Genomic DNA, 25,413 nt, shown 5'->3' with positions numbered 1-25,413 from the left:
GCATCTTGAGAATTAATAAATTTATCAGTGAAACGGGATATTGTTCCCGTCGTGAAGCAGATAAGCTGGTGGAGAGTGGGAAGGTCACCATTAATGGCGTGGTTGCTGTCCTGGGAAGCCAGGCAGAGGAAGGCGACGATGTCCGGATCCAGGGAAAGCCGCTTCAGGATAAGAAGAAGCATGTATATATTGCTCTTAATAAGCCGGTCGGGATTACAAGCACCACCGAATCGCATATTAAGGGCAATATTGTAGACTTTGTAGGCCACAACGAGCGTATTTTTCCTATCGGACGATTGGATAAGGACTCTGAGGGACTGATTTTGCTGACGAATGATGGAGATATCGTCAATAAGATCCTTCGCTCTGAGGGGAAACATGAGAAAGAATACATTGTGACGGTGGATCGCCCGGTAACGGAATCCTTCCTTAGCGGGATGTCCAGCGGCGTAAAGATTTTGGGTGAGATAACGCTACCTTGTGAGGTCACTCGAATGTCCGAGCGCGTATTCCGAATCATTCTGACCGAAGGTAAAAATCGCCAAATCCGCAGAATGTGCAGCGCTTTTGGTTATGAGGTCCGAAAGCTGCAGCGAATCCGGATTATGAATATCCGTCTTGGAAGTCAACGCATCGGTTCATGGCGTGATCTTAGCGAGAAGGAGAAGGAAGAGCTTGGTCAGCTGCTGAACTACAGGCTCGAGTAGCTGGCTAAAATACTTCTATAATCTTAAACAAAAACAACCGATGGGATCTGTAAGACCAGATGCATCGGTTGTTTATTGTGTGTTATAGTCTGTAGGGACCTGTTCCCTTTTGGGTTATTCATTCACGCTTGTAAAGGTGGCGCTATCCTGGTATTTACGTATAATGGATACCTCGACTCTGCGGTTCTTCGCTCGCCCAGCTGCGGTGTTGTTATCAGCAATCGGATGATATTCACCATAACCGATCGGCATGAACCGTTTAGGATCCAGCTCCGAGTTGGCAAGCAGAATCTTCATGAACTGCAAGGCTCGATCCGAGCTTAAATCCCAGTTCGACGGATATCGGCTGTTAGAGATTGGCACATTATCCGTATGGCCGGATACAATGATTTCATAGTCCGGGAACTTGTGAAGCATTTGCGAGATGGCCTTGGCCAGTTTACGGGCTTCCGGCTTCACAACGGCTTCGCCGGAAGGGAATAAGGCGTTGTCCCGTATCGTAATGACAAGCTGGGAGTGGTTCAACTTGGTGCTGAGCTCCGAGGTTAAACCGTTATTTTTAATATAATTATCGAGCTGCTTCTTCAGCTTCTCCAGATCCTGTTGTTCCTGACGCATCAGCTCTGCACGCCGTTGGTCAGGTGTTGTTGCAGGAACGGAAGGAGATGTCGCTTTATGATCCTTAATATTGGGCGGATCATCGCTGGATTCCGTTTTGCTGTAATCCAGCACACCGGTTCCGCCGGTGAGAGCAACACTGAAGGCTTCGCTCATTTCTTGAAATTTGCGTGCATCCGTCGCACTCATGGCGTATAGCACCAGGAACAAGGCCAGAAGCAAGGTCAGTAGGTCTGCGTAAGGAAGAAGCCAGGATTCGTCGGCATGTTCCTCATGCGGCTCGTGTCTAGTCTTTTTGCTCACTAGCACCAGCCTCCCTCTCGCTGAGCTCAGCCCGTTCGGACGGTGTCAGGAACACGGAGAGCTTCTGATTGATTGCAATGGTGGATACACCGGATTGAATGGACAGCAGGCCTTCTACCATCATCAGGCGGATTTCAACCTCACGTTTGGATAGACGCTTGAGTTTATTCGCAATCGGGTGACAGAGGACATAACCGGTGAAAATACCGAGCAGGGTTGCAATAAACGCAGCCCCGATGGCATGGGCGAGTTCGCCCATATCTTCCATATGGGATAATGCAGCGATCAAACCGATAACGGCTCCAAGTACCCCGAGGGAAGGTGCATACATACCGGCTTGGGAGAAGATCAATGAGCCGGAACGATGGCGCTCTTCGGTGGCATTAATATCTTCCATTAATACATCACGTACGAATTCCTGATCGTTGCCATCGATTATCATGCGCATCCCGTTACGCAGGAAGGTGTCATCGATCTCATCGACTTTGGTTTCAAGAGCCAGCAGACCTTCACGGCGTGTGATCGAAGCCCATTCCATAAACAGCTTGATCATTTCCGTTTTGTCCATCAGATTCTGTTTCACAAAGGTCATCTTGACCAGCTTCGGAATCTTTTTCAGCTCGACTAGCGGAAACCCGATGAATAAAGTTGCTGCCGTACCGCCAAGAATGATTAGATAGGCTGCCGGATTATACAAAGCGAGAAGGGAGGCACCTTTCAGAACCATGCCCACCAGTACCGCGACGATACCGATTATTAAGCCTATAATTGTTGAAATTTCCATACCACACCTCATCCGTGAGAAATAAAATAACGAATCCATTCGTCAGAACGGTTCTCATGGAGAACCGGACCCCTTTTGTGGGGCGTTATCCTATTTATCGTCAGGTCGGGCTTTTTTTTTTAGTTGTAATTTCCGGTATAATGGAAGGAAGGGAAACGAAGCTAAGTACGGCAAGGAAAGGAGTGATGGAGATGGGCGTTAAACACGGAAGAGATTACGGCGAAATTCTGGCAGAACTGACCGAGGCAGTCGGACGAATTACCGACAGCTATGTCTTCTTTGAAATGGAAGCTGAGGATTGGGGCAATCTGGGTGAAGCCGAGAGAAATGAGGTTCATGAAGCGCTGGCTGAGGATTTGTTCTATGCGCTAGGCACAGAGCCGGTGATTAATGTTGGCAGCGGCGTGGTCATGCATGATCAAACGAACCATCGAATACATATTTTGATTGGTGAAGAAGAGTTGGCCTTTGTGGCTCTTGTGTAATCACTCCAGTTATCAACAGATACAGGGCAGAATAGAATAGATGACAGAAAGACCATATTACGTGTAAGTCGGCTTTAAGATAGGTTTTTTTCGGGGAGGAAGATAAAAGATGCTTTATACGCAGCAAGAAGTAGAGGCTCATCTGGAAAAGCTTGAGGGTTGGGAATTTGAACAAGGGAGATGGATTGTACGGAAGTATACCTTCTCCTCCTTCATGAAGGGAATCGCTTTTGTTGATGAAGTGGCAGCTATTTCAGAAGCTTTCGGACATCACCCCTACATCACCATAGATTATAAAGTCGTTACACTTCGTCTCACCTCTTGGGACGACGGTGGCATTACGGCTGTGGATATTAAGGAAGCGCAGCAGTTTAACGAAGCCTATGAGAAGAGTCGTTCGAAGGATGGCAAGGCGGCACAATAGGAGGGGGGACGGTTAGTCCCCTCAGAGATCCCGAATATATAAAAACACGCTTGCGCCGGAAGAACTCCAGGTGCAAGCGTGTTTTGCGTATAAGCTGATTTATTTTTTCTCAGCAAGGTATAGCGCGATGTTTGCGATTTCTTCAGGCTTAAGTTGATCTTTAAAGGAAGGCATTCCCTTACGACCTTTGGTTACAACGTTGAAGATTGCGTCCGCATCCATGTGTCCGCCTACTTGATTCAAAGCCGGCCCAGCGCCGCCTTGAAGTTGGTCGCCGTGACAGCTAATACAGCTTGCTTTCATTGTGGCTTCCGCTGCGGCAGCATCGAGAGTCACTTCCGGCATGGTCGGCTTCTCTTCCTGAGCCACCTGTTCCTTACCTGGGAGCGTAAACATCAGCGCGATAGCCAACGCACATGCGACGAAGAACAATCCGCTCATGATCCATTTTTGCATCGTCATATCGTCCCTTCTATGTATACTGCACTCTTGCACTTGTCTCCATTATAAACCAACATCCATAGACAGCATAGCCAGTTGTGACAAAAAAAGCAACTATCCGGCGTGGCTTCATAAAAAGTACACAAAATTGTGCTTTTTCATATAGACAAAGATTACTATTCCTCATTCGCCGGCGGCTCATACACCATACAGTGGAAAAGGGCATTTCCCGTTGGTGTAAGTCGCTCATACGTATCGGTGACATGAAAGCCTGCCTTTTGATACGTGCGGATCGCGCGCTCATTCCAGGTCAACACCTCAAGGTCGATTTCGTCTACAGGCCGCCTCCGCCTGGCTTCCCGAACAATTGCCTCCATAAACCGTTTACCCATTCCGCGCCCGCACCAATCAGGCCGCATGCCAAGTCCGATTCGTGTCACCTCGTGCATCGGAAACAGCTGGGCAAATCCCCACAGGGCCTCCCGTTCATCCAGAATCGAGATGTACTGCCTCTGGCGAATGTCGGGATCGCCAAACTCGACCTCAAGTCCTTTCATCTGCTCCCAGGGAAGAAAGCCATAGATATTATAGGGAGGAGGATAGGTCCAGGCGCATATTTCCTTTGCGTGCTCTTCACGCATGACTACGGTGTGAAATGAAATCGGTGTTGCATCCATTGGTGAAGTCCTCCTATCATATATATGAATGATAACCCTTTTCCGAACATCCAAGTCGCATCAAAAAGCCCGTCAAAGAGAGGTAAGGGCTCCTTTAACGGGCAAGCGGTATGTATAGGGATGATTAGCCTCTAAAGCTTAGGATGATTCACCAGCCGACTCTTCATACGTATCATCGCTCATGATACGCTTTGCACCCACGTATCGCTGATCATAGTACTCCTCTGCAAGGCGGTTGATAACCACGCCGCGGTTGGTCGAGGCATGGGCAAATTTGTCATCGCCGACATAAATGCCGACGTGGGAGATGCCCTGGCCCGATGTGTTGAAGAACACCAAATCGCCAGCGCGCAGATCCTTACGGGACACGCTTGTCCCCATGTCGAATTGAGAGCCGGATTGATGCGGGAGCTTCAAACCGAGTTTGGCATATACATACATGGTGAAGCCGGAACAGTCAAATCCGCTCGTGGTCGTACCGCCGTAGCTGTATCGTGTACCTAGCACCTTATCGATTTCCTGATCCAGCGCACTATCAGCAAACACGTTGCCAACGCCCAAAGTGAATAGCAGTGTGATACTAAGGGCTGCTGTTGATAATGTTTTCTTCAGCATGGAAAGCTCCTTTTCGCTGCCGCGAGGCATAGCAATCTATGTATTAAAGCACTTACATTAATGACAAAGTTGTTACTGCGTCCATTCTATCAGACAGTAAGCGGGATTGGCAATTATTTCTTGATGGATTTTGCTATTTTTCAATCGCATTAGCTGTCGAAGCGTCAGATAAAATCAATATTTTTCCAAAACGGTGTTTAATGAAGAGAGAGAAGGGTATATAAAGAATAAGAGGATATTGAGGATGGAATAACCAAACGAAGTCATTTCAATATCTGCATTCATTTTTTTTTGAAAAGTGGAAACTTTTTCGTTGTCTTAAACGTTATAAAGGTATACACACAATCAACAAAAGAAAAAAGCCGCTGGATGAGATCGGCACAATCTCATAAACCCAGGGCTTCTTATAAGAGTAAATCAATAAAGTTCCAACATTAATTGTAGTTCACAGCTACAGATTTGTACGTATTCTGACTCATAATTCTCTTAGCGCCTACATATCGGTTGGCGTAATAGCTCTGGCTTAGCGGACTGATCATGACACCACGCGAAGATGAGGAATGAGCAAATTTGCCGCTCCCAACATAAATACCCACATGAGAGATACCTCTACCGGATGTGTTGAAGAACACGAGATCGCCAGCTTTCAGGTTGCTCTTGGATACTGCCGTTCCTACTTTGTATTGAGCTGCAGACGTTCGCGGCAGGCTAAGGCCAAGCTTCTTGTAAACATAGCTGGTGAATCCGGAGCAGTCAAAACCATTCGTTGTGGTTCCACCCGTTTTATAAGAGACACCAATGGCTGGTTTGATTGCTGTATTTAATTTGGAATCGGCGAAAGCGCTTCCGGTCCCTAATGTGAGTGCGAGTGCGAGGCCGAGAGAAACAGCCGTTAACTTCTTTTTCAAAACAAAAAGCTCCTTCCATTGCCTGCGAGGTTAGCTTAAGGGTTCGGTTGAAAGGTCCCCTATGATCCCTCTCTTGCGAGATCAATTCACCCAAAACGGATCCCCCGCTTCCCATATCGTTATGGGAATTCGGCTCCTTAAAATGTTGATGAACCCATTCATTGACGTCTGACGTTCCAACATAGTTAACGAATTTACATCGTTCCAACAAAAAAGTTACAGTAAAGATGACAAAGTTGTTACTAACATATTCGTTATTTTAGCAGAGTATTAACAATTTGGCAAACGAGGAAAGATCATTTTTAAACAAAAAAACCTGTCCCCATCTTGGGGAAACAGGTTTTTTTGTAATTTGGCGCTCAGAAATTTGTAATATAGAGGATAAATGAATGCTTATTCTTTGTAAAATCAAGCTCGAGATAAAAACGTGTCACTTCGGATTACAGCTTATTCGCGAGCATGATTCACCATTTCAGGGTAACGAATTGTAACGATTAGGAATGCTGTGAGGAGGAATCTCTCCACAAATGATATTGGGTGGAAATTACCCAAATTTGGAATAGTCCATTCAGGAAATAAGAGGCCTGCTGAATAATTAAGCCGATCAACCCGGCCCAGAAGAGCGAAGCCGAGCTCAGGAGCAACAGAATGACACAGGCTGATCCGCCGATGGTGATGGACAACAGCACTGCCGTGCCCAAGCGGCGGAAGAGTGCCAGAATAGAGCTGATCATACCGAACCCCCCAGTGCGCCCGAATTGCATATAGAGCAATAACAGGCGGATCAGATAGGCGTACAAGAACCACCCAGCTGCATAGGGCAGTGCATGAAGCAGCAGAACAGGCTCTTGAATCCCATTCAGCAGAATCGGAAGGATTTTGGGCAGAATCCAGTAACCGGGCGCAAAGGTGAGAATGAGCTCTATCAGATAGAATAGCGTTACGGGTTTCCACAGTTTCCGCATGCCAATGAAGAAGAATAAACCGCGCTCGCCCTTAGCTTCCTGGTGAAGGTTGTAGAAGATGCCGGCCCGAATGAGCGGGGTGAAGATCATCCTGATCAAGAGCAAACCGGCCAGAAGCCATGCGTAGGTGTGGACCGTGCTGCTCAGGGATAGGCTCATCTCGCCCTCGTAGAAGAATAAAAGACGGCTGAGCTCGTTAGGGGCAGAATCCGGATATCGCATAAGAAGGGGAACGACTGCCGATTTTACGAGTCGGTACAGGCAGTATCCCCACAGCAAACGGTATAAGAAGAGCAGAATCGAGACGTATAGCTGGTCTTTAACACTGATCCACCCTTGGCCTGCGTAACTTTTCATGTGCTCCCCCCTCACCATGACAGGCTGCCGAACAGCGTCTCCACAAGCTTGGTAATACTGAGATTCCAGCGTGTAACCACCTTCGGATCCATTCCTGCCTTCATATAGTTATTGATGTGTTTATTCTCTAGGACGATGGAATATTTCGGATCAACCATGGCCCAGGCGAGCGGAGTGCTGTACTCCAGGGTGTAAGTAACTTTTCGGTCCTTGCCGCTCCAAGTTCGCTCCACCGTTTTGCCGTCCTCAAAGGCGAACACGATTGGCACATCGGTTATATCCCCGTCCTTGCTCGTTATCTTGACCGTAGATTCATACCGAGGATGTTCCGCCGTGCCTTTATTTTTGGTTTTGATCACGTCGATGGCAACGTCCGCCATCTGGCTTCCATATACATATTGGTCAAAATACGGCTGCCAGGACGTTTTGCTTACTTGCTCTACAACTTTCTGGAAGTCGGACGTGGTCGGGTGCTTGAAGCGGTATTTCTGGGCGTACGTATGAAGAATCTTCTCCATCATCCGCGGACCGACCTGCCGTTCGATGCCTTGCAGCACCAGCTTGCCCCTCGTGTAAACATTCAGTGCGTAGTTTTCGTGCGAGCTGTATTTCCAGGATTCCATCTTCAGCGGTGCAGGGGAAGTGATGGATGCTCCCTGAGCCGCCGTATTGGAGGTAATCCCGTATTCTTTTTCCATCACTCGTTCTTCTGCATAGGTTGCGAAGGCTTCGTCCAGCCACGCTTCCTCAAATTCGTTACTTGCGATCATTCCGTAAAAATATTGATGGGCAATTTCATGAATGACGGTCCGCTCCAGCTCATACCCCGGCGAATCGTTTTTGGCCCCGAAGGCCGTGACCAGCGTCGGGTATTCCATGCCGCCTGCACCGTTGCCCGATTCTGGCGGAACGACGATGGACAACGTGGAATACGGATAGGTTCCGTACCATTTTCCAAACGAAGCGAGTGCCGACTTGGCGGCATCAAAGTAACGCTCCTTTAAGTCTTTATGGGCTGGATCGAGATACAGCTTGATGCGGACGCCCGGTACGCCTGGTGCGGAGAATGCTTCTTCTGCCGTGACAAAGTTCGGCGATGCCGACCAGGCAAAATCATGCACATCATCCGCATAGAACTGATAAATTTTTTCCCCGTTAATTTTTTGGGCAGGCTTGGTAGGGAATCCAGTCGCAGCAACAATGTAATTTTCGGGTACTCTGATGCGAACGCTGTAAATGCCGAAGTTAGAATAGAATTCGGAGTTGCCATGGTATTGATGAAGATTCCAGCCTTCCTCTGTTCTTCCGCGAAGACCAGCCGGTTCATAGACCGAAATTTTAGGAAACCATTGCCCCGCCATAATAAAATTCTCGGTGGTACCCATGCGAGCAAATATTTTGGGGAGCTCGACCTCAAACTCCAAGTGAATGGTGACACTCTCGCCGCTCTTGATGGGTTTAGGCAATCGGAGCTTGACAAGGCTGTGATCCTTGATGTTACCGTCGTCAGGTTGGACAAATTGAAGGCGATGGGTCAGGGCCAGACCTTCGGTTGTTTTCACGCTGGTAATCGTCATGGAGCCGAATCCGTCGTCTGGCATGGGATCGGAACGAAGCCGGCCACCCGATTCCTTCATAAAAGTCGTATCATTGGAAGCAAATGCATTGGGGTACAGATGAAAGTACAGCTCGTTTACGCTTTTTTTGCCTGGATGAGTCCAAGTGAGCGTCTGTTTGCCCTTAAGCTTGTTCTCCTCAGGCTCGTACCGAACATCCATATGATATTCCACTAGTCGGTCGCTTAAGGCCGGAGCAGGAATATTAGGCTGCACCTTAGGCGGTGAGAGAGGGGCCTTCTCCACAGCAGAGACGGAGGGCTTGCCCGCATTTGGGGCAAGAGCAGACGCTGAGGACCCTGGATTCAGAAATATCGGCATCGATCCTGCAAGCAAACCTATGGCAAGCAGGGATGATAGAAAGACTTTAGCACGTGGTGGGACCATATCGAACAACCTCCCGTTGACAAGCATCTAGTGCATGTATATGTTTGCTTTTGGGGGATTATTAGTTAAAATAAAATTATTGGGACAAAGGTTATCAATTTAGCAGCTGATACGTAAGGAATCGGCTCTGATATAGGAGGTCGGCAGCAGTGGAGAATGAAGAGCAGAAGCAGGGTGCGAAGAAACCGATTGCTTTGAATATTATTAATAGTAAGAGTAAGCATAAAGGGTTTGGATCAGGCTCCATCGATCTGAACAGTCTGTCGCCTGTCATTATCGACAATGGCGAGGCCCGAGTGGATATTGGAGCCATGCACGCGAAGAGTAAGGTGGAGAAGGGTATCCGTTTCAGCATGAACCGGGATGAAGTGCCGAATGGACGCCAGGTATGGATCGTGTGGGTGGCTGTAGACCGTACCGCTGAAGGACAGCATTATGCAGGCATGACCGCCTGTGAAATGTGGATCGACCAGGAGGCCCGCCGCGGCTGGAAGATCCTCGCCGATCATGTGAATAAAATGGATGCGGCGATGAAGCGCAAGATCATTCTGGATGGCATTGGCGACGTCGAGAAGAAAGCACTGCGTGAGCTGCTGATTTCACGTAACGAGGAATGGTGGAATGCATCACCAGAGGAATTCAAGGAAGCCCTTCGAATCGAGGCATGATACCATAAATAAAAGTGATTATTCTAGATGCTAAAGTGGAAAGACCGGTTGGATTCGTGAACGAATCCCGCCGGTCTTTTTGTCATTGCATATGGTTAGAATGGAAGGGTGTAGGTCCGTTTTTCTTTTTGACCGAGAAACGGATTATTGTATTGGAACGTCAGCTTGCCACCGGCATATCCGATATACGTTAAACCGTCACCAATGAAGCCCACCTCGTTCGGCGGCATTTCCTCAATGACCTTGATGGTTTCCTCATCTAGAAGTTCAGGATAGATAAGCTTCGCTGTCTTGCCTGTCGGATGAACGATATATAGGGTCGCCTTCGTGTAGGGTCGGACGAGCAGGAAGTCCTGTTCGATCGCTTCTACGATAAAACTATCCTCTACTCCCGTGAGCGCGGCCAGGTCATAAGATTTGACCGTTTTGCCTGTCGGATGAACCAGCTCAAGCGTACTGCCGTTCATCATGGCAATATTGCCTTGGAAACTGAGTTGGTCCGGTTTGTAGTTTATTCCGGCAAAATTGGAATGATTAGTTTTGGATAGCTTCAGGATTTTGTTGTCCTGAATGAGCACCCGGTATCTTCCCTCATGAATATGAGGTTCGCCGTAATAATTGGACAAGTTAACGACATAGGTATTGCTGTTGATACGGTGTGCGCTTAAGCTGACTTGATCGATCTCCTCAACGGGGATCATGCCAACTTGGGCTGGCGTGGATCCGGCTTTACCCATAGACAGCATCCCATTCTCGCGATTTACCCAGAACAGCATATTGGCCTTGGAAGCATAGGCGTATTTTGACCAAGCATCAAAGGTCGTTCTAAGTCCGGATTTGCTGTCATACTTCAGAGGGATGCCGAAGGCCTTGGTAATCAGACTGGCTGGAACATAAGTCACGCCTTTCTTCACAACCGGAGCGGCCTCGAGCTTCAGAGCGGTCCCTTTGGCATTGACTGCGCGCGACTGTCCGATGGTAATGCGAACAGACTGTGTCGGGCTGTTAATGTACAGCTCGTTTTTTCCCGGGGTAGTCAAATGTAGCTGCAGCTGTTCGGAAACTTCCTTCAATGGAATGAATACAACGCCTTTATTCGTATAAGGTTTATGTTTCACATCCAGCGTGCTCCATGTTACCTTGCTCTGTGATGTGGAGGCTGCTGCCGCATGGGCAGGAATCGTTGTGAGCGATGAGGACGTAAGCAATAAAGACATGGCTATGGATGCGGTACCTGCTAATTTGATGATTTGCACGGATTTCATATCATTTCCTCCTTCTGGTTTTCACACTCCCGTCTATATAAACGGCTAAATAATGGAAAATGTTTCACCCCATCACAAAATCATGTAAAAAAGGATATACGCGATGGCGAAGGATTAGAGCTGGCGCGCCAAAGGGCGAACTAAAAAACGGAGCTGCCCTGAAGGGGCGAAGCTCCGGTGATATCAATATCCTGATTTCAGCTCCTGATCCTTGCCAAGCAGAATGGTGAGACCCAACAAGGTAACGATAATGGTTGCCCCCATGTCCGAAATGATGGCGATCCACAGGGTCAGCCATCCCGGGATCGTAAGCAGTAAAGCAATGGCCTTCAGCGACAAGGAGAGCCCGATATTCCACTTAATAATCTGATTGACCCGTCTTGCGGTTTGGATGGCCCCGGGCAGCTTGCCAAGGTGATCCTGCATTAATACGACGTCGGCCGTTTCGATGGCACTGTCAGTCCCTTTCCCCATCGCGATACCCAGATCGGCAGCGGCCAATGCAGGGGCATCGTTAATACCATCACCAACCATGCCGGTTTTTTTGCGGGAAGAGAGCTCCTTAATCTTGGCAACCTTCTGTTCCGGCAGGAGGCTTGCGAATACCCGAGATACACCGGATTGCTTCGCGATCGCCTGTGCGGACTGCTCGTGGTCGCCTGTCAGCATGACCGTATCCGTGATACCGGCCTCATGGAGCTTGCGGACAACGGATTCGGTCTCCGGTCTGATCTCGTCGGCAAGGCCGAACTGACCTAATACGCGATCCTCGCTTACGGCGGCAACGATCGTATAGCCTTGGGCCTTCATACGCCGAATGTCTTCCTCTACGGCGCTGATATGATCTTGCGGGCCGTTCACATGCTTCAACACTTCCTCGCTTCCGATCCAGAACAGTTTCCCACCAATTTCAGCTCGAATGCCTTCACCTGGCAATACCGTTATCTGTTGAGGTTCATTAAACATGCACTGCGGATTCTTGATCTCCAGATGCTTCATGACCGCTTTAGCCAACGGATGAAGAGAAGATTGCTCAAGTGCGCCTACAACGGCATAAAATTTGGTTTCATCATATACCGTCTCCGCATACACGGCAGGCTCGCCTTTGGTCAAGGTTCCCGTCTTGTCAAAAGCGATGGCTTCCAGCCGGCCAAGCTGCTCCAGATGGACCCCGCCTTTGATCAGAATCCCGTTGCGTGCCGCGCGGGTCATCCCGCTGACCAGTGCAATCGGAGAAGAAAGCACGAGCGAGCAAGGGCACCCTACAATGAGGATGGACAGCCCCTGATAGATCCAGGTCATCCAGGGCTGATTCAGCAGCAGTGGAGGAGTTAGCGTAACCGCCAGCGCGATGATCATAATCGCCGGAGTATAGTATTTAGCAAACTTATCGATGAAGAGCTCTGTCGGCGTCTTGCTGTCCTGTGCTTCCTGTACAAGATGCATGATCTTGGCCAGGGAGGAATCCTCATAGGCCTTCGATATGGCGATATAGAGAACGCCATCGGTACTTACACTGCCGCCAAATACAGCATCGCCCTCCCGTTTCGTAACAGGTACCGATTCCCCGGTAATGGCGGCTTCGTTCACCGCCCCGGTTCCTTGGGTTATGGCCCCATCCGAAGGAATCTTCTCCCCGGGTCTTACCCGGACAACGTCTCCGGGAGAGAGACTCTCGATCGGTACGCGCTGGGTTTGACCATCTTTCCATAGATCGGCTTCTTTCGGTGCAGCAGCCAGCAGGGCTTCCATCGATTGTCGGGCCCGATTCATGCCGTAACCTTCCAGCAGCTCGTTAAGACCAAATAGAATGGCAACCAGCGTGGCTTCCCGCCATTCCCCGATGATGACGGCGCCCACGAGCGCAACGGTCATCAGAGTATCCATATTGAATTTGAAGCGGGTCAGATTGCGCAGTCCGCGCAAAAATGTCGTATATCCGCTCAAAATCATAGCCCCTGCATATAATGCGATCACAATCGGTTCAGGGACTTTTCCTTCTAATAGAAAGGTTAAGAGATAGAAAACAGCGGAGATCGACAGCAGCCATTTCATGTTCCCTTCGCCGCCATGACTGTGTTCATGAGCATAACCATGGCTATGTTCGTGATCATGACCTTGTGCCGATCCGTGAGAATGCGATGAATGGGCAGGCTGTGCTTCAGCGCCGGCGGCCGATAAGGCTGTCTGCGGAGCATGAACGATGCGTGCACCGTCACTTTTCAGAATGGTCTCTACCCGGCTTAGATTCACATGGGGAGAGAGGGTCAATTTCCCGCTGTTGTAACTAAGTCGGGCATTGTTTCCATGATCCAGCTTCTGGATCTCTTCCTGCATTTCGCGTGTACAGTTAGGGCATGAGAGGCCCTGTACCCGGTATTCAATAAGTTCTCCGCTTGCCTCCGGAGATGATTTGGAACGTTGATGGTTGTCTGTGCTCATCTACATCTTCTCCTTCTGGTGCTCCAGCGTCATGTGAAGCAGTGTCCGGATATGGTCATCTTTGAGCGAATAGTATACATTCTTTCCGGCTTTCCGCGATTTGGCGATATCTTTGTTCTTCAGCGTACGCAGATGATGGGAGGCTGTTGCCGTTGAACTTCCGAGTACTTCGGCTACATCACAAACACATAGCTCGCCGCCACGGTCCAGCATATAGGCTACCTTGACCCGCGTCGGATCGGCCAAAGCCTTAAAGATTTCTGCCATGCCGATCATATCATCATCGGAGATCGTTTCTTTTAACAAAGCCACCCTTTCGGTTGAAGGACATTCCGTTTCACACAGCTCAAGGGAGACTTCTTCGTTCATCGTCCGGGCATTCATAGGAACAACCTCCTTGGATTAGGAGCAATAAGTGCTCTTTATTCTTTATATTCAAACGTTGATTTGATTGTTAGTCATAATATACCCGATTTACACACAATATTCAAACGGATATTTGATTGTTCACAAGCATTTCACAGTCCAAGAATGAATCGACAAGTCCTATAGTATTAACCAATACCAACGGTTAGGTGCAACGTCGCTCCTCAGAAAATCCTTCCATTTCATATCACGCCAACTTATACTATTAGCAAAAAGATGTAAATTCTCATAAGAAGCATACCTGGGTCCAGGACACCTCATGCGCTGCATAACATCTTTGCACGGGCCAAACGTTTCGATTCGAATGTGTACATTATCTAATACCTATCCTTCGATTTGCGGATGTGTATAATAGGGGAGGCCAGAGTATGACTTGTCCAATATGTCGATATGAAACGGGAGATGGGAAGTATTGCAAGAAATGCGGGGCAAGGCTGATTATCGAGGATTCACCCGTATTTGCCGCCATGAAAGAGCAAGCAGCAACGTCGGAGGTCTATAGTGTGAATAGACGAAGTGCCAGCAGTAAAGGGGAGATACCTCATGCACGCCAGATCGAATCTGCTCTTCCGGTGTATACCCCGCCGGATATTCCGTTCCGAGCGGCAGGCCGGCAGCATGCCGAAGAAGAAGAGGAACCTAATCCTTATTGGACCAGCTTAAAATTGTACGGGCAGCTCTACGGGGATTATTTTCTGAAGGGACTCAGACATCCCTTTGGCGCAGCTGCCGGAACGGAGAGCGGTCAGTTCTTCAATGCGATCGTGTCCATGGTGCTCTATGTTGTTCTTTTTCCACTCGCGCTGTATGCAGCGCTTCATCATGAACTGCAAGGGCTGCCTGAGGGGGCATTTGCAGATCTTGTCCTAAAGCCTATCATTTGGACTGCGATTTTCTTATTCTTGTTGAACGCCTTTACCTTCGCTGCGGTCAAGCTGTCCTTCAACCCGACTGCTAAGCTAAAAGAAGTGATGGCAAGATTCGGGGCTTTGCTGCCCATATTCCTCGTATTGTATGTGGTTAGTTTTCTGTTCCTGTTCCTGAATGGTGATATATCCAAGGTTATCATCCTTCTCTCGTTCATCAGCACCGTGATGACCGTGCCGTTATTCGTCATGACCAGCTACAAGAGAAGAATGGTTGGCGGTGGCTTGGATCCGTTGTATGCGATCCTGCTGGTTTATGTTGCACTGATGCTCGTGATCGTGATTCTGGGTAGTTCCATGATCGAATATATAACCGTTTTATAATGAAGCCATCTACATAACCTATCGTGAAAAAGAGAAAAACAGCAGGTCCTCTTGCGGGGAAGTCCCGTAATAGGAGCTTGCTGTTTTTTTGATGTGACGGTTCGCGATCCGAGTTACTCAACCCACCATCGTTTGAAATCTTTCCACCAGGAACGTTCTTCCTGTTTCTCGGCCGCATCTGCAGGGTCCGCCTTCTTCGCAGGCTCTCCGTTTCCGTGTTCATCACAATATTCGGTAGGCTCCGTACCCTTAACGAAGACCTCCAGAATTTTGCCAGGACAGTCGGTGCCTGCGAGCTTCCCGGTCTTGGGATCCACATAAGCGCTGATGACTTCATCCGGGATCGGAAAAATCTTGGGCGGTACATTCTCCAGCGCTTTCTCCGTATACTGGGCGAAAATCGGCGCTGCCCGCCGTCCGTCGACTTTGCTGATTTCCCGCCCTTTATCATATCCAACCCAAACCGCCGTTGCCAGCTCCGGTGTATAGCCCACAAGCCAAGCGTCGGAGTCGGTGGTGCCTGTCTTCCCGGCAACCGGCCGTTTCATTAGGGTAGAGACGCGGTTGCCCGTGCCACCTGTCTCGAATACCCCCTCCATCATGCGAGTCATCACGTAAGCTGCAGCAGGTTCAACCACTTGTTCACCCGACTCTTCCGGCGCTGTATACAAGCTGCGGCCAGCGGGATCGGTGATGTTCAGTACGGCGACAGGTGATACCCGTTTGCCGTTGTTAGCCATAACAGCATAAGCGGAGGCCATCTCCAGCGGGCTGACGGGTGAGGTTCCCAGGGCCAGCGAGGGGACAGGCGCAAGCGGACTTGTGATGCCCATCTTTTTCGCCATGTCGGCTACTTTATCCGGGCCTATCTTCATGATGGTATTCACGGCATAAATATTATCCGAAGCGGCGATGGCTTCCCGCATGGGAATTTCCCCTAAATATTTATCGCCGAAGTTGCTGGGCTGATACGTTTTGCGGTTGTTATCGTAATGAAACAGAGTGGGCTGGCTGTTGAACACGCTGGTGCTCGTCATTTCCTTTGATGCAATGGCTGTTAAGTACATAATCGGCTTAAATGACGACCCGGGCTGCCTTGTTTTGGCCAACGCGTGGTTGTACTGATTCTCCCGGTAGTTCTTACCGCCAACCATGGCTTTGATGTGCCCGTTACGCGGGTCGACGGACACGAGCGCCGTTTCCAGCTCGCTCTTGTTGTCCATACCTTCGGATACAGCCTCTTCTGCTGCCTTTTGGGCCCGCGGGTCCAGGGTCGTATAGATGTTGAGGCCGCCCTGTTCGAGCTGCTGATCCGTAATGTTCAGCTGTTTGGTGACGAGGCTCCGGACATAATCCCGGAAATAGGAGGCAATCACCTTATTCTCCTGACGGTCCTGAGGAAGCAGGGCGAGCTTGGCCGAGGCGGCTTTATCGGCCTCGGTCTCGGTAATGAATCCAGTCTCCGCCATGGCATTGAGGACAATCTGCTGTCTTTTGAGCGCGTTGTCCATATGATTGTAGGGCGAGTAATACGTCGGACCCTTTGGAATGCCGGCCAGCATCGCGCTTTCGGCCAAAGTCAGTTTTTTTGCCGGTTTGCCGAAGTAGAGCAGGGACGCCGATTCGATACCGTAAGCCCCGTGGCCGTAATAAATTTCGTTGAGGTACATTTCAAGTATTTGATCTTTCGTATATTTCATCTCAAGCTGGGCGGTGAATTTGGCCTCCTTGAGTTTGCGAGTCCATGTTTTTTCATGAGACAGGTATAAGTTTCGTGCAAGCTGCTGGGTTAATGTGCTGGCGCCCTGTTTGCGATCCATATGCTGCAGGTTGACCAATACGGCTCGGGCCATGCCCTTCATATCAAACCCTGGATGATCATAAAATTTCCGGTCCTCCACCGACAAGGTAGCCTGGATCAGATGAGGAGATATATCGTTCAAGCTCACTTGCTCGGATGTATGCCCCGTGGTCGAGAAAGTGGCGATTAAATCTCCTTGGCTGTCAAGCAGACGGGAGTAGCGGGATGTTTCCGCGACGGGCAGCGGCGTTATAAATAAATAGGCGAGCAGAATGCCGCCGGCGATGATCGAAATGCCAAGGAGTACGAACAGAAATGTAGCAAGCCGGACGAAACGACGTTTGCGCTTGGGTGATTTTTTTTGTCCCGGCATCAGTGGTTCTCCTTCCAGTCCTTTTTGTAGAGTCGAGGCTTTTGCGCTACCAAAAATGGAGATATGCTCAAATTCCCCTTGGTTGCCTTCTTTTTCTATATAGTATGGGGCTGCTGAGGGCAGGATATTCATCGAAAGCGATGATGTTTCTGCTTCCATTCGCTTGTCCGGAAGTTTTGGTTGCAATTTGGGCTTGATTTAATATAATCTAATTTGTTTGGTACAATAGGAAAAGTGTGAAACTGTAAGCTAAAGGCATCTGCCCCGAATAAAGTTTTGCGGCTTGGATCTGGACGGCTGAACATTATTCTAGCGGAAAGAAGGTAGTGACGACGATGGAATTATGGTACACAGAGAAGCAAACCCCGACTTTTGGCATCACGGCTAAAATCCGGGAGACTTTTGTACATGAGAAGACGGAGTTTCAACAACTGGATATGATCGATACTGAGGAATTCGGGCGCATGCTCGTTCTGGACGGTATGGTTATGACTACAATTAAGGATGAATTCGTCTATCATGAGATGGTCGCTCACCCCGCGCTGAACACGCATCCAAATCCGAAGAAGGTTCTTGTTGTCGGCGGAGGAGACGGTGGCGTCATTCGCGAAGTGATCAAGCATCCGGGCGTAGAGAAAGCAGTACTCGTTGAAATTGATGGAAAAGTTATTGAATATTCGAAGCAGTATTTGCCTGAGATCGCCGGCAAGCTGGATGATCCGAAGGTCGAAGTACTGGTTAACGATGGATATATGCACATCATAGAGAATAAGAACGAATACGACGTCATTATGGTAGACTCCACCGAGCCTGTGGGCCCGGCCGCTCCATTGTTTGAGCGCGGATTCTACCAAGGGATCTACGAAGCGCTGAAGGAAGACGGTATTTTCGTGGCGCAAACGGACAACCCGTGGTTTAAAGCGGACCTGATTCAGCAGGTCAACAAAGACGTGAAGGAAATCTTCCCAATCGTCCGAGTGTATGGAGCGAACATTCCAACTTACCCAAGCGGTCTGTGGACCTTCACCATGGGCAGCAAAACGTATGATCCGCTTGAAGTGGACGAGTCCACGATTGATGAGATGAATACGAAATACTACTCGCCTCGCCTGCACAAAGCCGCATTCGTGCTGCCTAAATTTGTTGAAGACCTGGTGAAATAAGGAGGAGCGATAAACTGATGAAACTGGATCAAGGTTACTCCGGCAACGTATTTATTTTGAGTTCCGAGGATTATGAGGGGTCCAAAGCTGTCATTTACGGTATGCCGATGGATTTCACGGTTAGCTACCGTCCCGGCTCCCGTTTTGGCCCAGCTCGTATTCGCCAGGCTTCCGTAGGCTTGGAGGAGTACAGCCCGTACTTAGACAAAAGCATTGAAGACATGACGTATTTCGATGCAGGCGACCTCATGCTGCCTTTCGGCAATGCGGGCCGCAGTCTCGAAGTGATTGGCGATTATGTAGGCAAACTGCTGGATGATGGGAAATTCCCGATCGGACTTGGCGGCGAGCACCTCGTATCCTGGCCGATCATTCAGAAGGTGTATGAGAAGTATCCGGATCTTATTCTGATCCATATCGATGCCCATGCTGACCTGCGCGAGCATTATGAGGGAGAGCCGTTGTCCCACTCCACACCGGTCCGCAAGGCGGCGGGCATTATGGGCGGCAAGAATATTTATCAATTCGGCATCCGTTCCGGCTCCCGCGAGGAGTTCCAATATGGACGGGAGAACATTAACTTTTATCCGTTCGAAGTGGCGGCGCCTCTTAAGGAAGCCTTGCCTTCCATGGGCAACCGTCCGGTCTACGTGACTATCGACATCGATGTGCTTGACCCATCTGCCGCACCGGGTACCGGTACTGCAGAAGCAGGCGGCATCACATCGAAGGAACTGCTGGAAGCCGTGCACCTCATTGCGGGCTCCGACGTGAACGTGGTCGGCTGCGATCTCGTGGAAGTGGCGCCGATCTATGATCCTTCGGAGCAGACCCAGATCGTAGCTGCGAAGTTGATTCGTGAGATGTTGTTGGGATTCGTTAAGTAGTCCACCCGCCCAAACCCTCCCTGCCAGGGAGGGCCCCAAGGGCGCTGCCCTCTGGACACCCGGAACTTTGGTGTTCGGAGTTGGTACGAGGATCTGAGTGGGGCTTGTGCCTGTGCCCGGCCACCGCTCGGTCCTCCCCTGGCGGGGACGTCCTCGTGGCCTCTATAGCGTCCATATTTCAGCCGAGGCTTTGCCCCTCGGCTGATGAAGAAAAAGCAAGCTTCCCCTATCTAAGCCATACGGCTATCGGGGTCGGCTTGCTTTTTCGCGTGGTCGCGGCCCCCTCGACGGCTTCCCTGGCGGGTCGCTCGAGGGCCTGCACTGCGTGGATGAGCAGCCGAGACTATTCGCCCCTCGGCTGATGAAGAAAAAGCAAGCCTTCCCTACCTAAGCCTACGGCTATCGGGGTTGCTTGCTTTTTCAACTGAGCAATTGAGAAGAAATTATGGGTGGTCATATGTTATAAACTTAAGAAAGCTTGACCCGGATTTTGATGACGCCAATAAGGAGGTTAACATAAATGGAAGATTCGTCCAATAAGAAGAGGGTTGACTCTGCCTCGAGAATGATTAAGGCATCGCCACAAACCATATATCAGGCATTTACTGACCCCAAGGCCTGAGTATCGTGGCTTCCGCCAGAGGGGATGTCAGGTCAAATCGACACCTTTGATGCCTGTGAAGGCGGGACTTATCGAATGGTACTCACCTATAATGGAACGGACCAAGTCAACCTCGGTAAATCATCGGAAGGTACGGATATCGTCCAAGGTAAATTCCTGGCGTTGGTGCCAAACAAGAAAATCGTGCAGTGTTTTGAATTCGAGTCGGAAGACCCCGCTTACGGGGGCCTGATGACCATGACATGGACGTTGACAGCACTTGCGGATGGCACGGATGTGACGATTGTTTGCGAGGACGTTCCTGAGGGCATACGGCAGGAAGATCACGAAGAGGGCTTGAATTCTACGCTTGAGAATCTCGCGGTCTTTACTGAATGATAGCGGACAGGCTGCCGCGCCTCACAACGTCCCTGGGCAGTAAAAAAGCAAGCAACCCTACTTAAGCCTAGCGGCTAATCGGGTTGCTTGCTTTCGTGTTATTTCAGGGTGATACCGAATGCGGAGCTTGGGGCACCGGCAAATACGACAGCTCCATTGGCTGGGAGCTTCACTTCATTACTGCCGCTGACGATGCTGTAGTTCACAACGGCACCTTTTTCGTCATACACGGCGAATGCGCCTTGTGCTGGCAGGGTAACGGTCATGGTTTTGCCTGCAGTTTGTTTAGGGACGGTGTACCATTTGGCATAGCCGTCGGCTTGCAGGGTGACGGTTGACTTTTTTCCTTTATAAAGCGGCTTAACGTCCTTACCACTCACAAACAGGGCTCCTGCCCCTTCGAGATACTCTACGCCTTTTTCCTTATAGAAGCGGAATTCGGACGTATCCCGGCCACCCATAGCTGGAATCTGATGCTGGCTTACCGCGGTGTCCGAGTCGATGATCTTTTTGTCGATCATATAGCCTTCCAGACCGCTCTTGCTGTTAATCTCTACCGTCGGTTTCGTGATGAAGTACATCAGCGATGTGAATTTCTCGTTCAACGGATAGAACGTTTCACCTTCGCGCTTGGCCCAAGCGGCAGCGGTCTCCTTGGACAAGGGGTTTGCTTCCAGTTTCTCGGCGGAATAATGCGATAAAGCCATTTGTCCAAGTCCAGGGATCGAAATATATTGTCTTACCCATAGGTAGATGCGGTCATTCTTTTCTTTGACAAAGCTGACCTTCGTGCTGCCATCCGCGCTGACAAATGTTCCATCCGCGGTGTACACATATTTCTCCGCAGGATAATCCGGAATCATGGGAACGGTAATGGACAGTTCGCCGTCCTTGAGGTCGACTTTCATTTGCTGATTCGTCACGCCATAATAACCGGCATATTTGGTGATGTCGCTTGGCATATCAGCCTTTACCGGTTTGCCGAAGGATTTTTCCGGCTTGAGTTCCTTGATCGTGCCTTTCTCCTTAAGAGCATTCAGCAAAATCTCATTAGCCAACAATTGGTTGGTTGAGCTGGAACCACCGGAAGATAATACAGCGGCAGCCATATTCTGCTCCGGAAGAACGACGAGCGAAGCGTGATACAGGATGGTGTCTCCGCCTTTGGTTACGGCCTTCATGTCATATTGATTGAACGGGAATAGTCTTACGCTGTCCCAGCCAAGCCCGTAATCGAACGAGTTATCGGCGTCTTCGGGCCACAGACCCTTTTTATATTCTTCCTGCTCCATGGCTTTGACGGATTTGTCGGAAAGAATGCCTTCGGCTTCCCCGGTGAAGATCTGCGCGAACTGCACCAAGTCTTCAGCCGTAGAATAGATGCCGCCGGTTCCGATCACATTGACCGTCTCGTTAGGAAGTTGCCCTTGGTGAGTAGGATAATACAGACCTGCCATTTGGCTTAACTCCAACGTATCTTGGGATGTCTTCGTGTGGTCCAAATCTAACGGCTCGGTAAAATATTGATGAATGAATGCGGTAAACTCCTTGCCGCTCACTTTCTCTACCAGTATCTCGGCCAGCGTGAATCCATCATTACAATAAACGGAGAACGCACCCGGGTCTGCTTTCAGATTTTGGGTGGACAGCTGCTTGAGCAGCGTGTCATGTGCATGAGGGTCATTATCTTCGAACAAAAATGCATTGTTCAGGCTGGAACCCTGCAGTCCGGAGGAATGGTTGATCAGCATGCGCGGCGTAATTTTTTTGTAGCGTTCGTCTTTCATCGTGAATTCGGGTATGTACTGAACCAGAGGCGTATCCAGGTTGATTTTCCCCTCATCCACCAATTTCATGACCGCAGCGGCGGTGAACACTTTACTCGTGGAGCCGATGCCATACATCGTATCCTTGGTCAGCGGTTTCTTTCCTTCGATATCATTGACGCCCGCTTGACCGGACACGGTAATCACTCCGTTGTCGATAAGGGCATATTGAACGCTTGTCGTACCATAAGTCTCGGTGAGCAGCTTGGCTTTCTCTGCGGCGGTTTTCTGAAGGCCTCCTCCCGCGGCAACTTGGCTGTTATCTGCTGCCATTACCCCAGCAGGAAGAACCAGTGTGACTGCGAGAAGGGTTACGAGCATCCGTGATAGTCTTTTCTTCAATGAATAAATACCTCCTTATTATGAATGTACTTAGTTAGTACGATTTACCAGCCCGAATGGTTCAATCTTTTTTCGGAAAATTTACAAGTGCGGGGAGGAACAAAAAAACAGGCATCCCATCCAAAGCCGTAAAGCCATGTGGGGATACCTGTTTTTTAACTGAGCACGATAAGCAGTGCCGAGGTGGTTCCGACGAAACAGCCTGCCAAACAATCCGAAGGATAGTGAAAGCCAAGATAAATGCGTGACAGGCTGACCGTAAGGGCCAGTAGGATCAAGAGCAATGACAGCCAGGGCGTTATAAACAGAAACGGCGTGATAATGGAAAAGATGGCCGTCGAGTGTCCGGAAGGAAACGAATGGTCCTTCATCGGTTTTTTTTCGAACCGTACCTTTTCAAGTGCCAGATAGGGCCGGATGCGCCGCATTTTCCTTTTGATGAGGGCCGTAATCAGGAAGCTGAGGGAAAGTGCAATAAAACTCTGCCACCCCATCGTATTCCATGGCTCAGGTGCAAAAAACGCTATCGAAAGTGTCAGCACAATGGTAAAGATAGCACCCCCCATATGGGTGACCAGCGCGAGCATCGAATCCACCGTTTTGTTGCTGATCTTGCGGTTTAACCAGCGGAAGATAAGGTGGTCATGTTGCTGAAGCCAATCCATCGAACGAGTAATCATTGTGAACAGAACACCTCACATTATAATTTTGTAAGCAGTCAGCCCAAAGTTAAATAGGCTGCGATATATGCTTGTAAGGGCCGAGATTCATAGTGTAGACAAGAGGCTTACATACGACAGTATACAGGAGAATTGTTAAGCGTGGGTATGAATGACATGTATTTTTTCATAAATTGAACTTTCTTTGTCGCAGGTGGGTTTGATGATAGCCGTTTTGAGTGTGTTGTAAGCACGCTTCACAAGATTATGGTTTCCCAGGGATGATAACTTCATGTCCCCATGTTCTCGAAGCCCGGAATCCGATATAATGAAAGCATCTAACCATGCCTAAGGAGGAGAAGCATGAAATTCCGCGTTTCTGCCGTGCAATATCATCTGCACACCATTCAATCTTTTGACGATTTTGCCCGTCAGTCGGAGCATTATATCCGGACGGCGGAGGAATTTGAAGTCGATTTTGTGCTGTTTCCGGAATTTTTCACAACCCAACTGATGTCCATCGGGGATGATCAGGGCAAGGCATTGACGATCAATGATCTTCCGGATTTCATAGACCGTTACCGCGAGCTGTTTCAAGGCTTTGCGAAGCAATATAACATGCATATCATTGGCGGGACGCACGTCATTCGCCGGGAAAGGAAGCTGTACAATGTAGCGCATCTGTTCTATCCGGACGGCCGCATTGCGGAGCAGGCCAAGATCCATATCACGCCTTCGGAGATTAGCGGATGGAATATGGGAGCGGGTGAAGGACTCGAAGTGTTCGAGACGGAAAAAGGCACCATTGCGATGCTGACCTGCTATGATATCGAATTCCCTGAGATTGTGCGCATGGCCAAGGCTAAAGGGGCTGACGTCATTTTCTGTCCGTCCTGTACGGATGACCGTCACGGATTCCACCGCGTGCGTTACACCAGCCATGCCCGCGCCATTGAGAATCAAATCTATGTGGTGCTGACCGGTACCGTTGGCTCGCTGCCAACCGTGGATCTGATGCGTGCCAACTTCGGACAGGCGGCCATCATTACCCCGAACGATATCCCGTTTCCTCCGCAGGGCCTGCTGGCCGAGGGAGAGCTGAACAACGACATGATCATTACCGCCGATCTTGATCTGGATTTATTGTATCAAGTGCGCGAGAAGGGATCCGTCACGACATGGCGCGATCGCCGCACGGATTTGTATCCGGATTGGGAATAAGCCCGTTTATCAGCACGTGAGGAAAATAGGACAAAGGCGGTGCAGAGGAAATGGCCCGGTTTCATCAACAGTTTTATGTATTTGACGACGCTCGGCCGGTGCCGGTTGTCATTCGAAGCTACACGGAAGCGGATTTTGACGAGCTGATCTTCATTCAATCCGAGACGTTCCCGCCCCCATATCCGCCGGAGCAGTGGTGGAACAAGGAGCAGCTGAATCAGCACGTCACCTTATTCCCTGAGGGCGCTCTGTGCGTTGAAGTGGGCGGGATGCTCGCCGGGTCGATTACCTCGCTCATTGTGGATTACGATCCATGGGAGCCTGCGCACTCCTGGGCGGAGACCACGGATAACGGGTATATCCGGACCCATAAGCCGGACGGGAATACGCTATACATTGCCGACATTTGTGTCAGGCCGCGCTTCCGTAAGCTTGGACTCGGCAAATGGCTGATTCAGTAGCTGTATCATGTGACGGTGAATCGGGGACTGGACCGACTGCTTGGCGGCGGACGGATGCCCGGCTATCATCGGCATGCCCATGAAATGTCGGCTGCGGAGTATCTGGACGCTGTTGTCCGAGGAGATCTCAAGGATCCGGTGATTACCTTCCTGCTGCGTTGCGGCCGGACGCCCGTCGGGGTGGCAGCGGAGTATTTGGAGGATGAGGAATCCTGCAATTATGGGGCTCTGATGGAATGGAAGAATCCGTTTAGAGGATGAAGAAGTTTCGCTTGAACGATAATGAATGGACTTCATATATAAAGATGGATTTTTTTATTACATATATAAGGAGGCTTTTAT

22 protein-coding genes, 2 pseudogenes and 1 riboswitch are annotated in these 25,413 nt (G+C 49.6%); of the genes and pseudogenes, 10 read left to right on the top strand and 14 right to left on the bottom strand.

The features are described 5' to 3' along the window. Positions 1-5: 5 nt before the first annotated feature. Positions 6-707, top strand: coding sequence for a 23S rRNA pseudouridine(2604) synthase RluF (gene rluF / locus AB4124_RS32850; protein WP_076326366.1), 702 nt, complete (start codon positions 6-8; stop codon positions 705-707). 114 nt (positions 708-821) lie between these two features. Here rluF and motB read toward each other — a convergent pair whose 3' ends face one another. Continuing rightward, entirely contained in the window at positions 822-1,628 is an 807-nt protein-coding gene (gene motB, locus AB4124_RS32845) for a flagellar motor protein MotB (protein ID WP_098741256.1), read from the bottom strand. Continuing rightward, complete coding sequence (gene motA, locus AB4124_RS32840) at positions 1,612-2,412, bottom strand: flagellar motor stator protein MotA (protein WP_339269259.1); 801 nt, start codon at positions 2,410-2,412, stop codon at positions 1,612-1,614. Before motA ends, motB begins: the two co-directional genes overlap by 17 nt. Before the next feature lie 191 nt (positions 2,413-2,603). Here motA and AB4124_RS32835 point away from each other — a divergent pair, with 191 nt between their 5' ends. Together AB4124_RS32835 and AB4124_RS32830 are read left to right on the top strand one after the other, a co-directional pair. Further along, positions 2,604-2,897 carry a hypothetical protein gene (locus AB4124_RS32835; RefSeq protein WP_076326369.1) on the top strand — a complete coding sequence of 98 codons (294 nt, stop codon included), beginning with the start codon at positions 2,604-2,606 and terminating at the stop codon, positions 2,895-2,897. Positions 2,898-3,006: 109 nt separating this feature from the next. Continuing rightward, positions 3,007-3,321: a 4a-hydroxytetrahydrobiopterin dehydratase gene (locus AB4124_RS32830; RefSeq protein WP_098741259.1), complete on the top strand. Its 315-nt coding sequence runs from the start codon at positions 3,007-3,009 to the stop codon at positions 3,319-3,321. A gap of 99 nt (positions 3,322-3,420) precedes the next feature. Here AB4124_RS32830 and AB4124_RS32825 read toward each other — a convergent pair whose 3' ends face one another. The 6 genes from AB4124_RS32825 to AB4124_RS32800 form a co-directional block, all read right to left on the bottom strand. Then, on the bottom strand, positions 3,421-3,777 hold the full coding sequence (locus AB4124_RS32825; RefSeq protein WP_076326397.1) for a c-type cytochrome: 357 nt from the start codon (positions 3,775-3,777) through the stop codon (positions 3,421-3,423). A gap of 161 nt (positions 3,778-3,938) precedes the next feature. Next, the gene (locus AB4124_RS32820; protein WP_430204974.1) at positions 3,939-4,439 is read right to left on the bottom strand and encodes a GNAT family N-acetyltransferase; all 501 of its coding nucleotides are present in this window, start codon (positions 4,437-4,439) and stop codon (positions 3,939-3,941) included. Between the two features lie 138 nt (positions 4,440-4,577). Then, positions 4,578-5,051: a C40 family peptidase gene (locus AB4124_RS32815; RefSeq protein ID WP_076326398.1), complete on the bottom strand. Its 474-nt coding sequence runs from the start codon at positions 5,049-5,051 to the stop codon at positions 4,578-4,580. A 437-nt stretch (positions 5,052-5,488) separates the two neighbouring features. Beyond that, positions 5,489-5,962: a C40 family peptidase gene (locus AB4124_RS32810; RefSeq protein WP_076326372.1), complete on the bottom strand. Its 474-nt coding sequence runs from the start codon at positions 5,960-5,962 to the stop codon at positions 5,489-5,491. A 4-nt stretch (positions 5,963-5,966) separates the two neighbouring features. Next, positions 5,967-6,107, bottom strand: a riboswitch (cyclic di-AMP (ydaO/yuaA leader). Positions 6,108-6,456: 349 nt separating this feature from the next. After that, positions 6,457-7,284 (bottom strand): hypothetical protein, encoded by an 828-nt coding sequence (locus tag AB4124_RS32805; RefSeq protein ID WP_076326373.1) that lies wholly within the window; start codon positions 7,282-7,284, stop codon positions 6,457-6,459. Positions 7,285-7,295: 11 nt separating this feature from the next. Further along, the gene (locus AB4124_RS32800; RefSeq protein WP_430139521.1) at positions 7,296-9,287 is read right to left on the bottom strand and encodes a M1 family metallopeptidase; all 1,992 of its coding nucleotides are present in this window, start codon (positions 9,285-9,287) and stop codon (positions 7,296-7,298) included. A 149-nt stretch (positions 9,288-9,436) separates the two neighbouring features. Between AB4124_RS32800 and AB4124_RS32795 the strand changes: the two genes are divergently transcribed. After that, complete coding sequence (locus AB4124_RS32795; RefSeq protein ID WP_441975341.1) at positions 9,437-9,955, top strand: YwhD family protein; 519 nt, start codon at positions 9,437-9,439, stop codon at positions 9,953-9,955. A 95-nt stretch (positions 9,956-10,050) separates the two neighbouring features. On the opposite strand, the gene AB4124_RS32790 is transcribed toward AB4124_RS32795, so the two are convergent. The 3 genes from AB4124_RS32790 to AB4124_RS32780 form a co-directional block, all read right to left on the bottom strand. Further along, complete coding sequence (locus tag AB4124_RS32790; protein ID WP_441975340.1) at positions 10,051-11,220, bottom strand: copper amine oxidase N-terminal domain-containing protein; 1,170 nt, start codon at positions 11,218-11,220, stop codon at positions 10,051-10,053. A 183-nt stretch (positions 11,221-11,403) separates the two neighbouring features. Beyond that, entirely contained in the window at positions 11,404-13,662 is a 2,259-nt protein-coding gene (locus AB4124_RS32785) for a heavy metal translocating P-type ATPase (RefSeq protein ID WP_441975339.1), read from the bottom strand. After that, a complete protein-coding gene (locus tag AB4124_RS32780) occupies positions 13,663-14,046 on the bottom strand; it encodes an ArsR/SmtB family transcription factor (protein ID WP_076326378.1) in 384 nt (127 codons plus the stop codon). Positions 14,047-14,456: 410 nt separating this feature from the next. Here AB4124_RS32780 and AB4124_RS32775 point away from each other — a divergent pair, with 410 nt between their 5' ends. Then, positions 14,457-15,338, top strand: a complete 882-nt coding sequence (locus AB4124_RS32775) for a hypothetical protein (RefSeq protein WP_076326379.1) — start codon at positions 14,457-14,459, stop codon at positions 15,336-15,338. Between the two features lie 113 nt (positions 15,339-15,451). Here the strand turns inward: AB4124_RS32775 and AB4124_RS32770 are convergent, their stop codons facing one another. Then, positions 15,452-17,512, bottom strand: coding sequence for a transglycosylase domain-containing protein (locus AB4124_RS32770; protein ID WP_441975338.1), 2,061 nt, complete (start codon positions 17,510-17,512; stop codon positions 15,452-15,454). A 335-nt stretch (positions 17,513-17,847) separates the two neighbouring features. Between AB4124_RS32770 and speE the strand changes: the two genes are divergently transcribed. The 3 genes and pseudogenes from speE to AB4124_RS32755 form a co-directional block, all read left to right on the top strand. Further along, the gene (speE, locus tag AB4124_RS32765) at positions 17,848-18,675 is read left to right on the top strand and encodes a polyamine aminopropyltransferase (protein WP_441975337.1); all 828 of its coding nucleotides are present in this window, start codon (positions 17,848-17,850) and stop codon (positions 18,673-18,675) included. Between the two features lie 17 nt (positions 18,676-18,692). Beyond that, positions 18,693-19,562 carry an agmatinase gene (gene speB, locus AB4124_RS32760; RefSeq protein ID WP_076326381.1) on the top strand — a complete coding sequence of 290 codons (870 nt, stop codon included), beginning with the start codon at positions 18,693-18,695 and terminating at the stop codon, positions 19,560-19,562. Between the two features lie 640 nt (positions 19,563-20,202). Then, positions 20,203-20,562: pseudogene (locus tag AB4124_RS32755) on the top strand (SRPBCC domain-containing protein); the annotation flags it as partial. 98 nt (positions 20,563-20,660) lie between these two features. On the opposite strand, the gene AB4124_RS32750 reads toward AB4124_RS32755, so the two are convergent. Continuing rightward, a complete protein-coding gene (locus tag AB4124_RS32750; RefSeq protein WP_441975336.1) occupies positions 20,661-22,730 on the bottom strand; it encodes a serine hydrolase domain-containing protein in 2,070 nt (689 codons plus the stop codon). 155 nt (positions 22,731-22,885) lie between these two features. Next, positions 22,886-23,410, bottom strand: coding sequence for a phosphatase PAP2 family protein (locus tag AB4124_RS32745; protein ID WP_071221142.1), 525 nt, complete (start codon positions 23,408-23,410; stop codon positions 22,886-22,888). A gap of 342 nt (positions 23,411-23,752) precedes the next feature. Between AB4124_RS32745 and AB4124_RS32740 the strand changes: the two genes are divergently transcribed. Further along, positions 23,753-24,610, top strand: a complete 858-nt coding sequence (locus AB4124_RS32740; RefSeq protein WP_441975335.1) for a carbon-nitrogen hydrolase family protein — start codon at positions 23,753-23,755, stop codon at positions 24,608-24,610. A 50-nt stretch (positions 24,611-24,660) separates the two neighbouring features. Then, positions 24,661-25,332, top strand: a pseudogene (locus tag AB4124_RS32735) (GNAT family N-acetyltransferase). Positions 25,333-25,413 lie beyond the last annotated feature (81 nt).

Source organism: Paenibacillus sp. 2KB_20, from assembly GCF_052115765.1.
Lineage (GTDB): Bacteria > Bacillota > Bacilli > Paenibacillales > Paenibacillaceae > Paenibacillus_AQ.
Note: the sequence above shows the minus strand (reverse complement) of the source record. Positions and strands in the feature narration are given on the sequence as shown.

Coding starts and splice junctions, on each gene's coding strand:
- motA (WP_339269259.1), bottom strand. CDS start 2,412: ATGGAAATTTCAACAATTATAGGCTTAATAATCGGTATCGTCGCGGTA.
- AB4124_RS32835 (WP_076326369.1), top strand. CDS start 2,604: ATGGGCGTTAAACACGGAAGAGATTACGGCGAAATTCTGGCAGAACTG.
- AB4124_RS32830 (WP_098741259.1), top strand. CDS start 3,007: ATGCTTTATACGCAGCAAGAAGTAGAGGCTCATCTGGAAAAGCTTGAG.
- AB4124_RS32825 (WP_076326397.1), bottom strand. CDS start 3,777: ATGCAAAAATGGATCATGAGCGGATTGTTCTTCGTCGCATGTGCGTTG.
- AB4124_RS32820 (WP_430204974.1), bottom strand. CDS start 4,439: ATGGATGCAACACCGATTTCATTTCACACCGTAGTCATGCGTGAAGAG.
- AB4124_RS32805 (WP_076326373.1), bottom strand. CDS start 7,284: ATGAAAAGTTACGCAGGCCAAGGGTGGATCAGTGTTAAAGACCAGCTA.
- AB4124_RS32800 (WP_430139521.1), bottom strand. CDS start 9,287: ATGGTCCCACCACGTGCTAAAGTCTTTCTATCATCCCTGCTTGCCATA.
- AB4124_RS32790 (WP_441975340.1), bottom strand. CDS start 11,220: ATGAAATCCGTGCAAATCATCAAATTAGCAGGTACCGCATCCATAGCC.
- AB4124_RS32785 (WP_441975339.1), bottom strand. CDS start 13,662: ATGAGCACAGACAACCATCAACGTTCCAAATCATCTCCGGAGGCAAGC.
- AB4124_RS32780 (WP_076326378.1), bottom strand. CDS start 14,046: ATGAATGCCCGGACGATGAACGAAGAAGTCTCCCTTGAGCTGTGTGAA.
- AB4124_RS32775 (WP_076326379.1), top strand. CDS start 14,457: ATGACTTGTCCAATATGTCGATATGAAACGGGAGATGGGAAGTATTGC.
- AB4124_RS32770 (WP_441975338.1), bottom strand. CDS start 17,512: ATGCCGGGACAAAAAAAATCACCCAAGCGCAAACGTCGTTTCGTCCGG.
- speE (WP_441975337.1), top strand. CDS start 17,848: ATGGAATTATGGTACACAGAGAAGCAAACCCCGACTTTTGGCATCACG.
- speB (WP_076326381.1), top strand. CDS start 18,693: ATGAAACTGGATCAAGGTTACTCCGGCAACGTATTTATTTTGAGTTCC.
- AB4124_RS32745 (WP_071221142.1), bottom strand. CDS start 23,410: ATGATTACTCGTTCGATGGATTGGCTTCAGCAACATGACCACCTTATC.
- AB4124_RS32740 (WP_441975335.1), top strand. CDS start 23,753: ATGAAATTCCGCGTTTCTGCCGTGCAATATCATCTGCACACCATTCAA.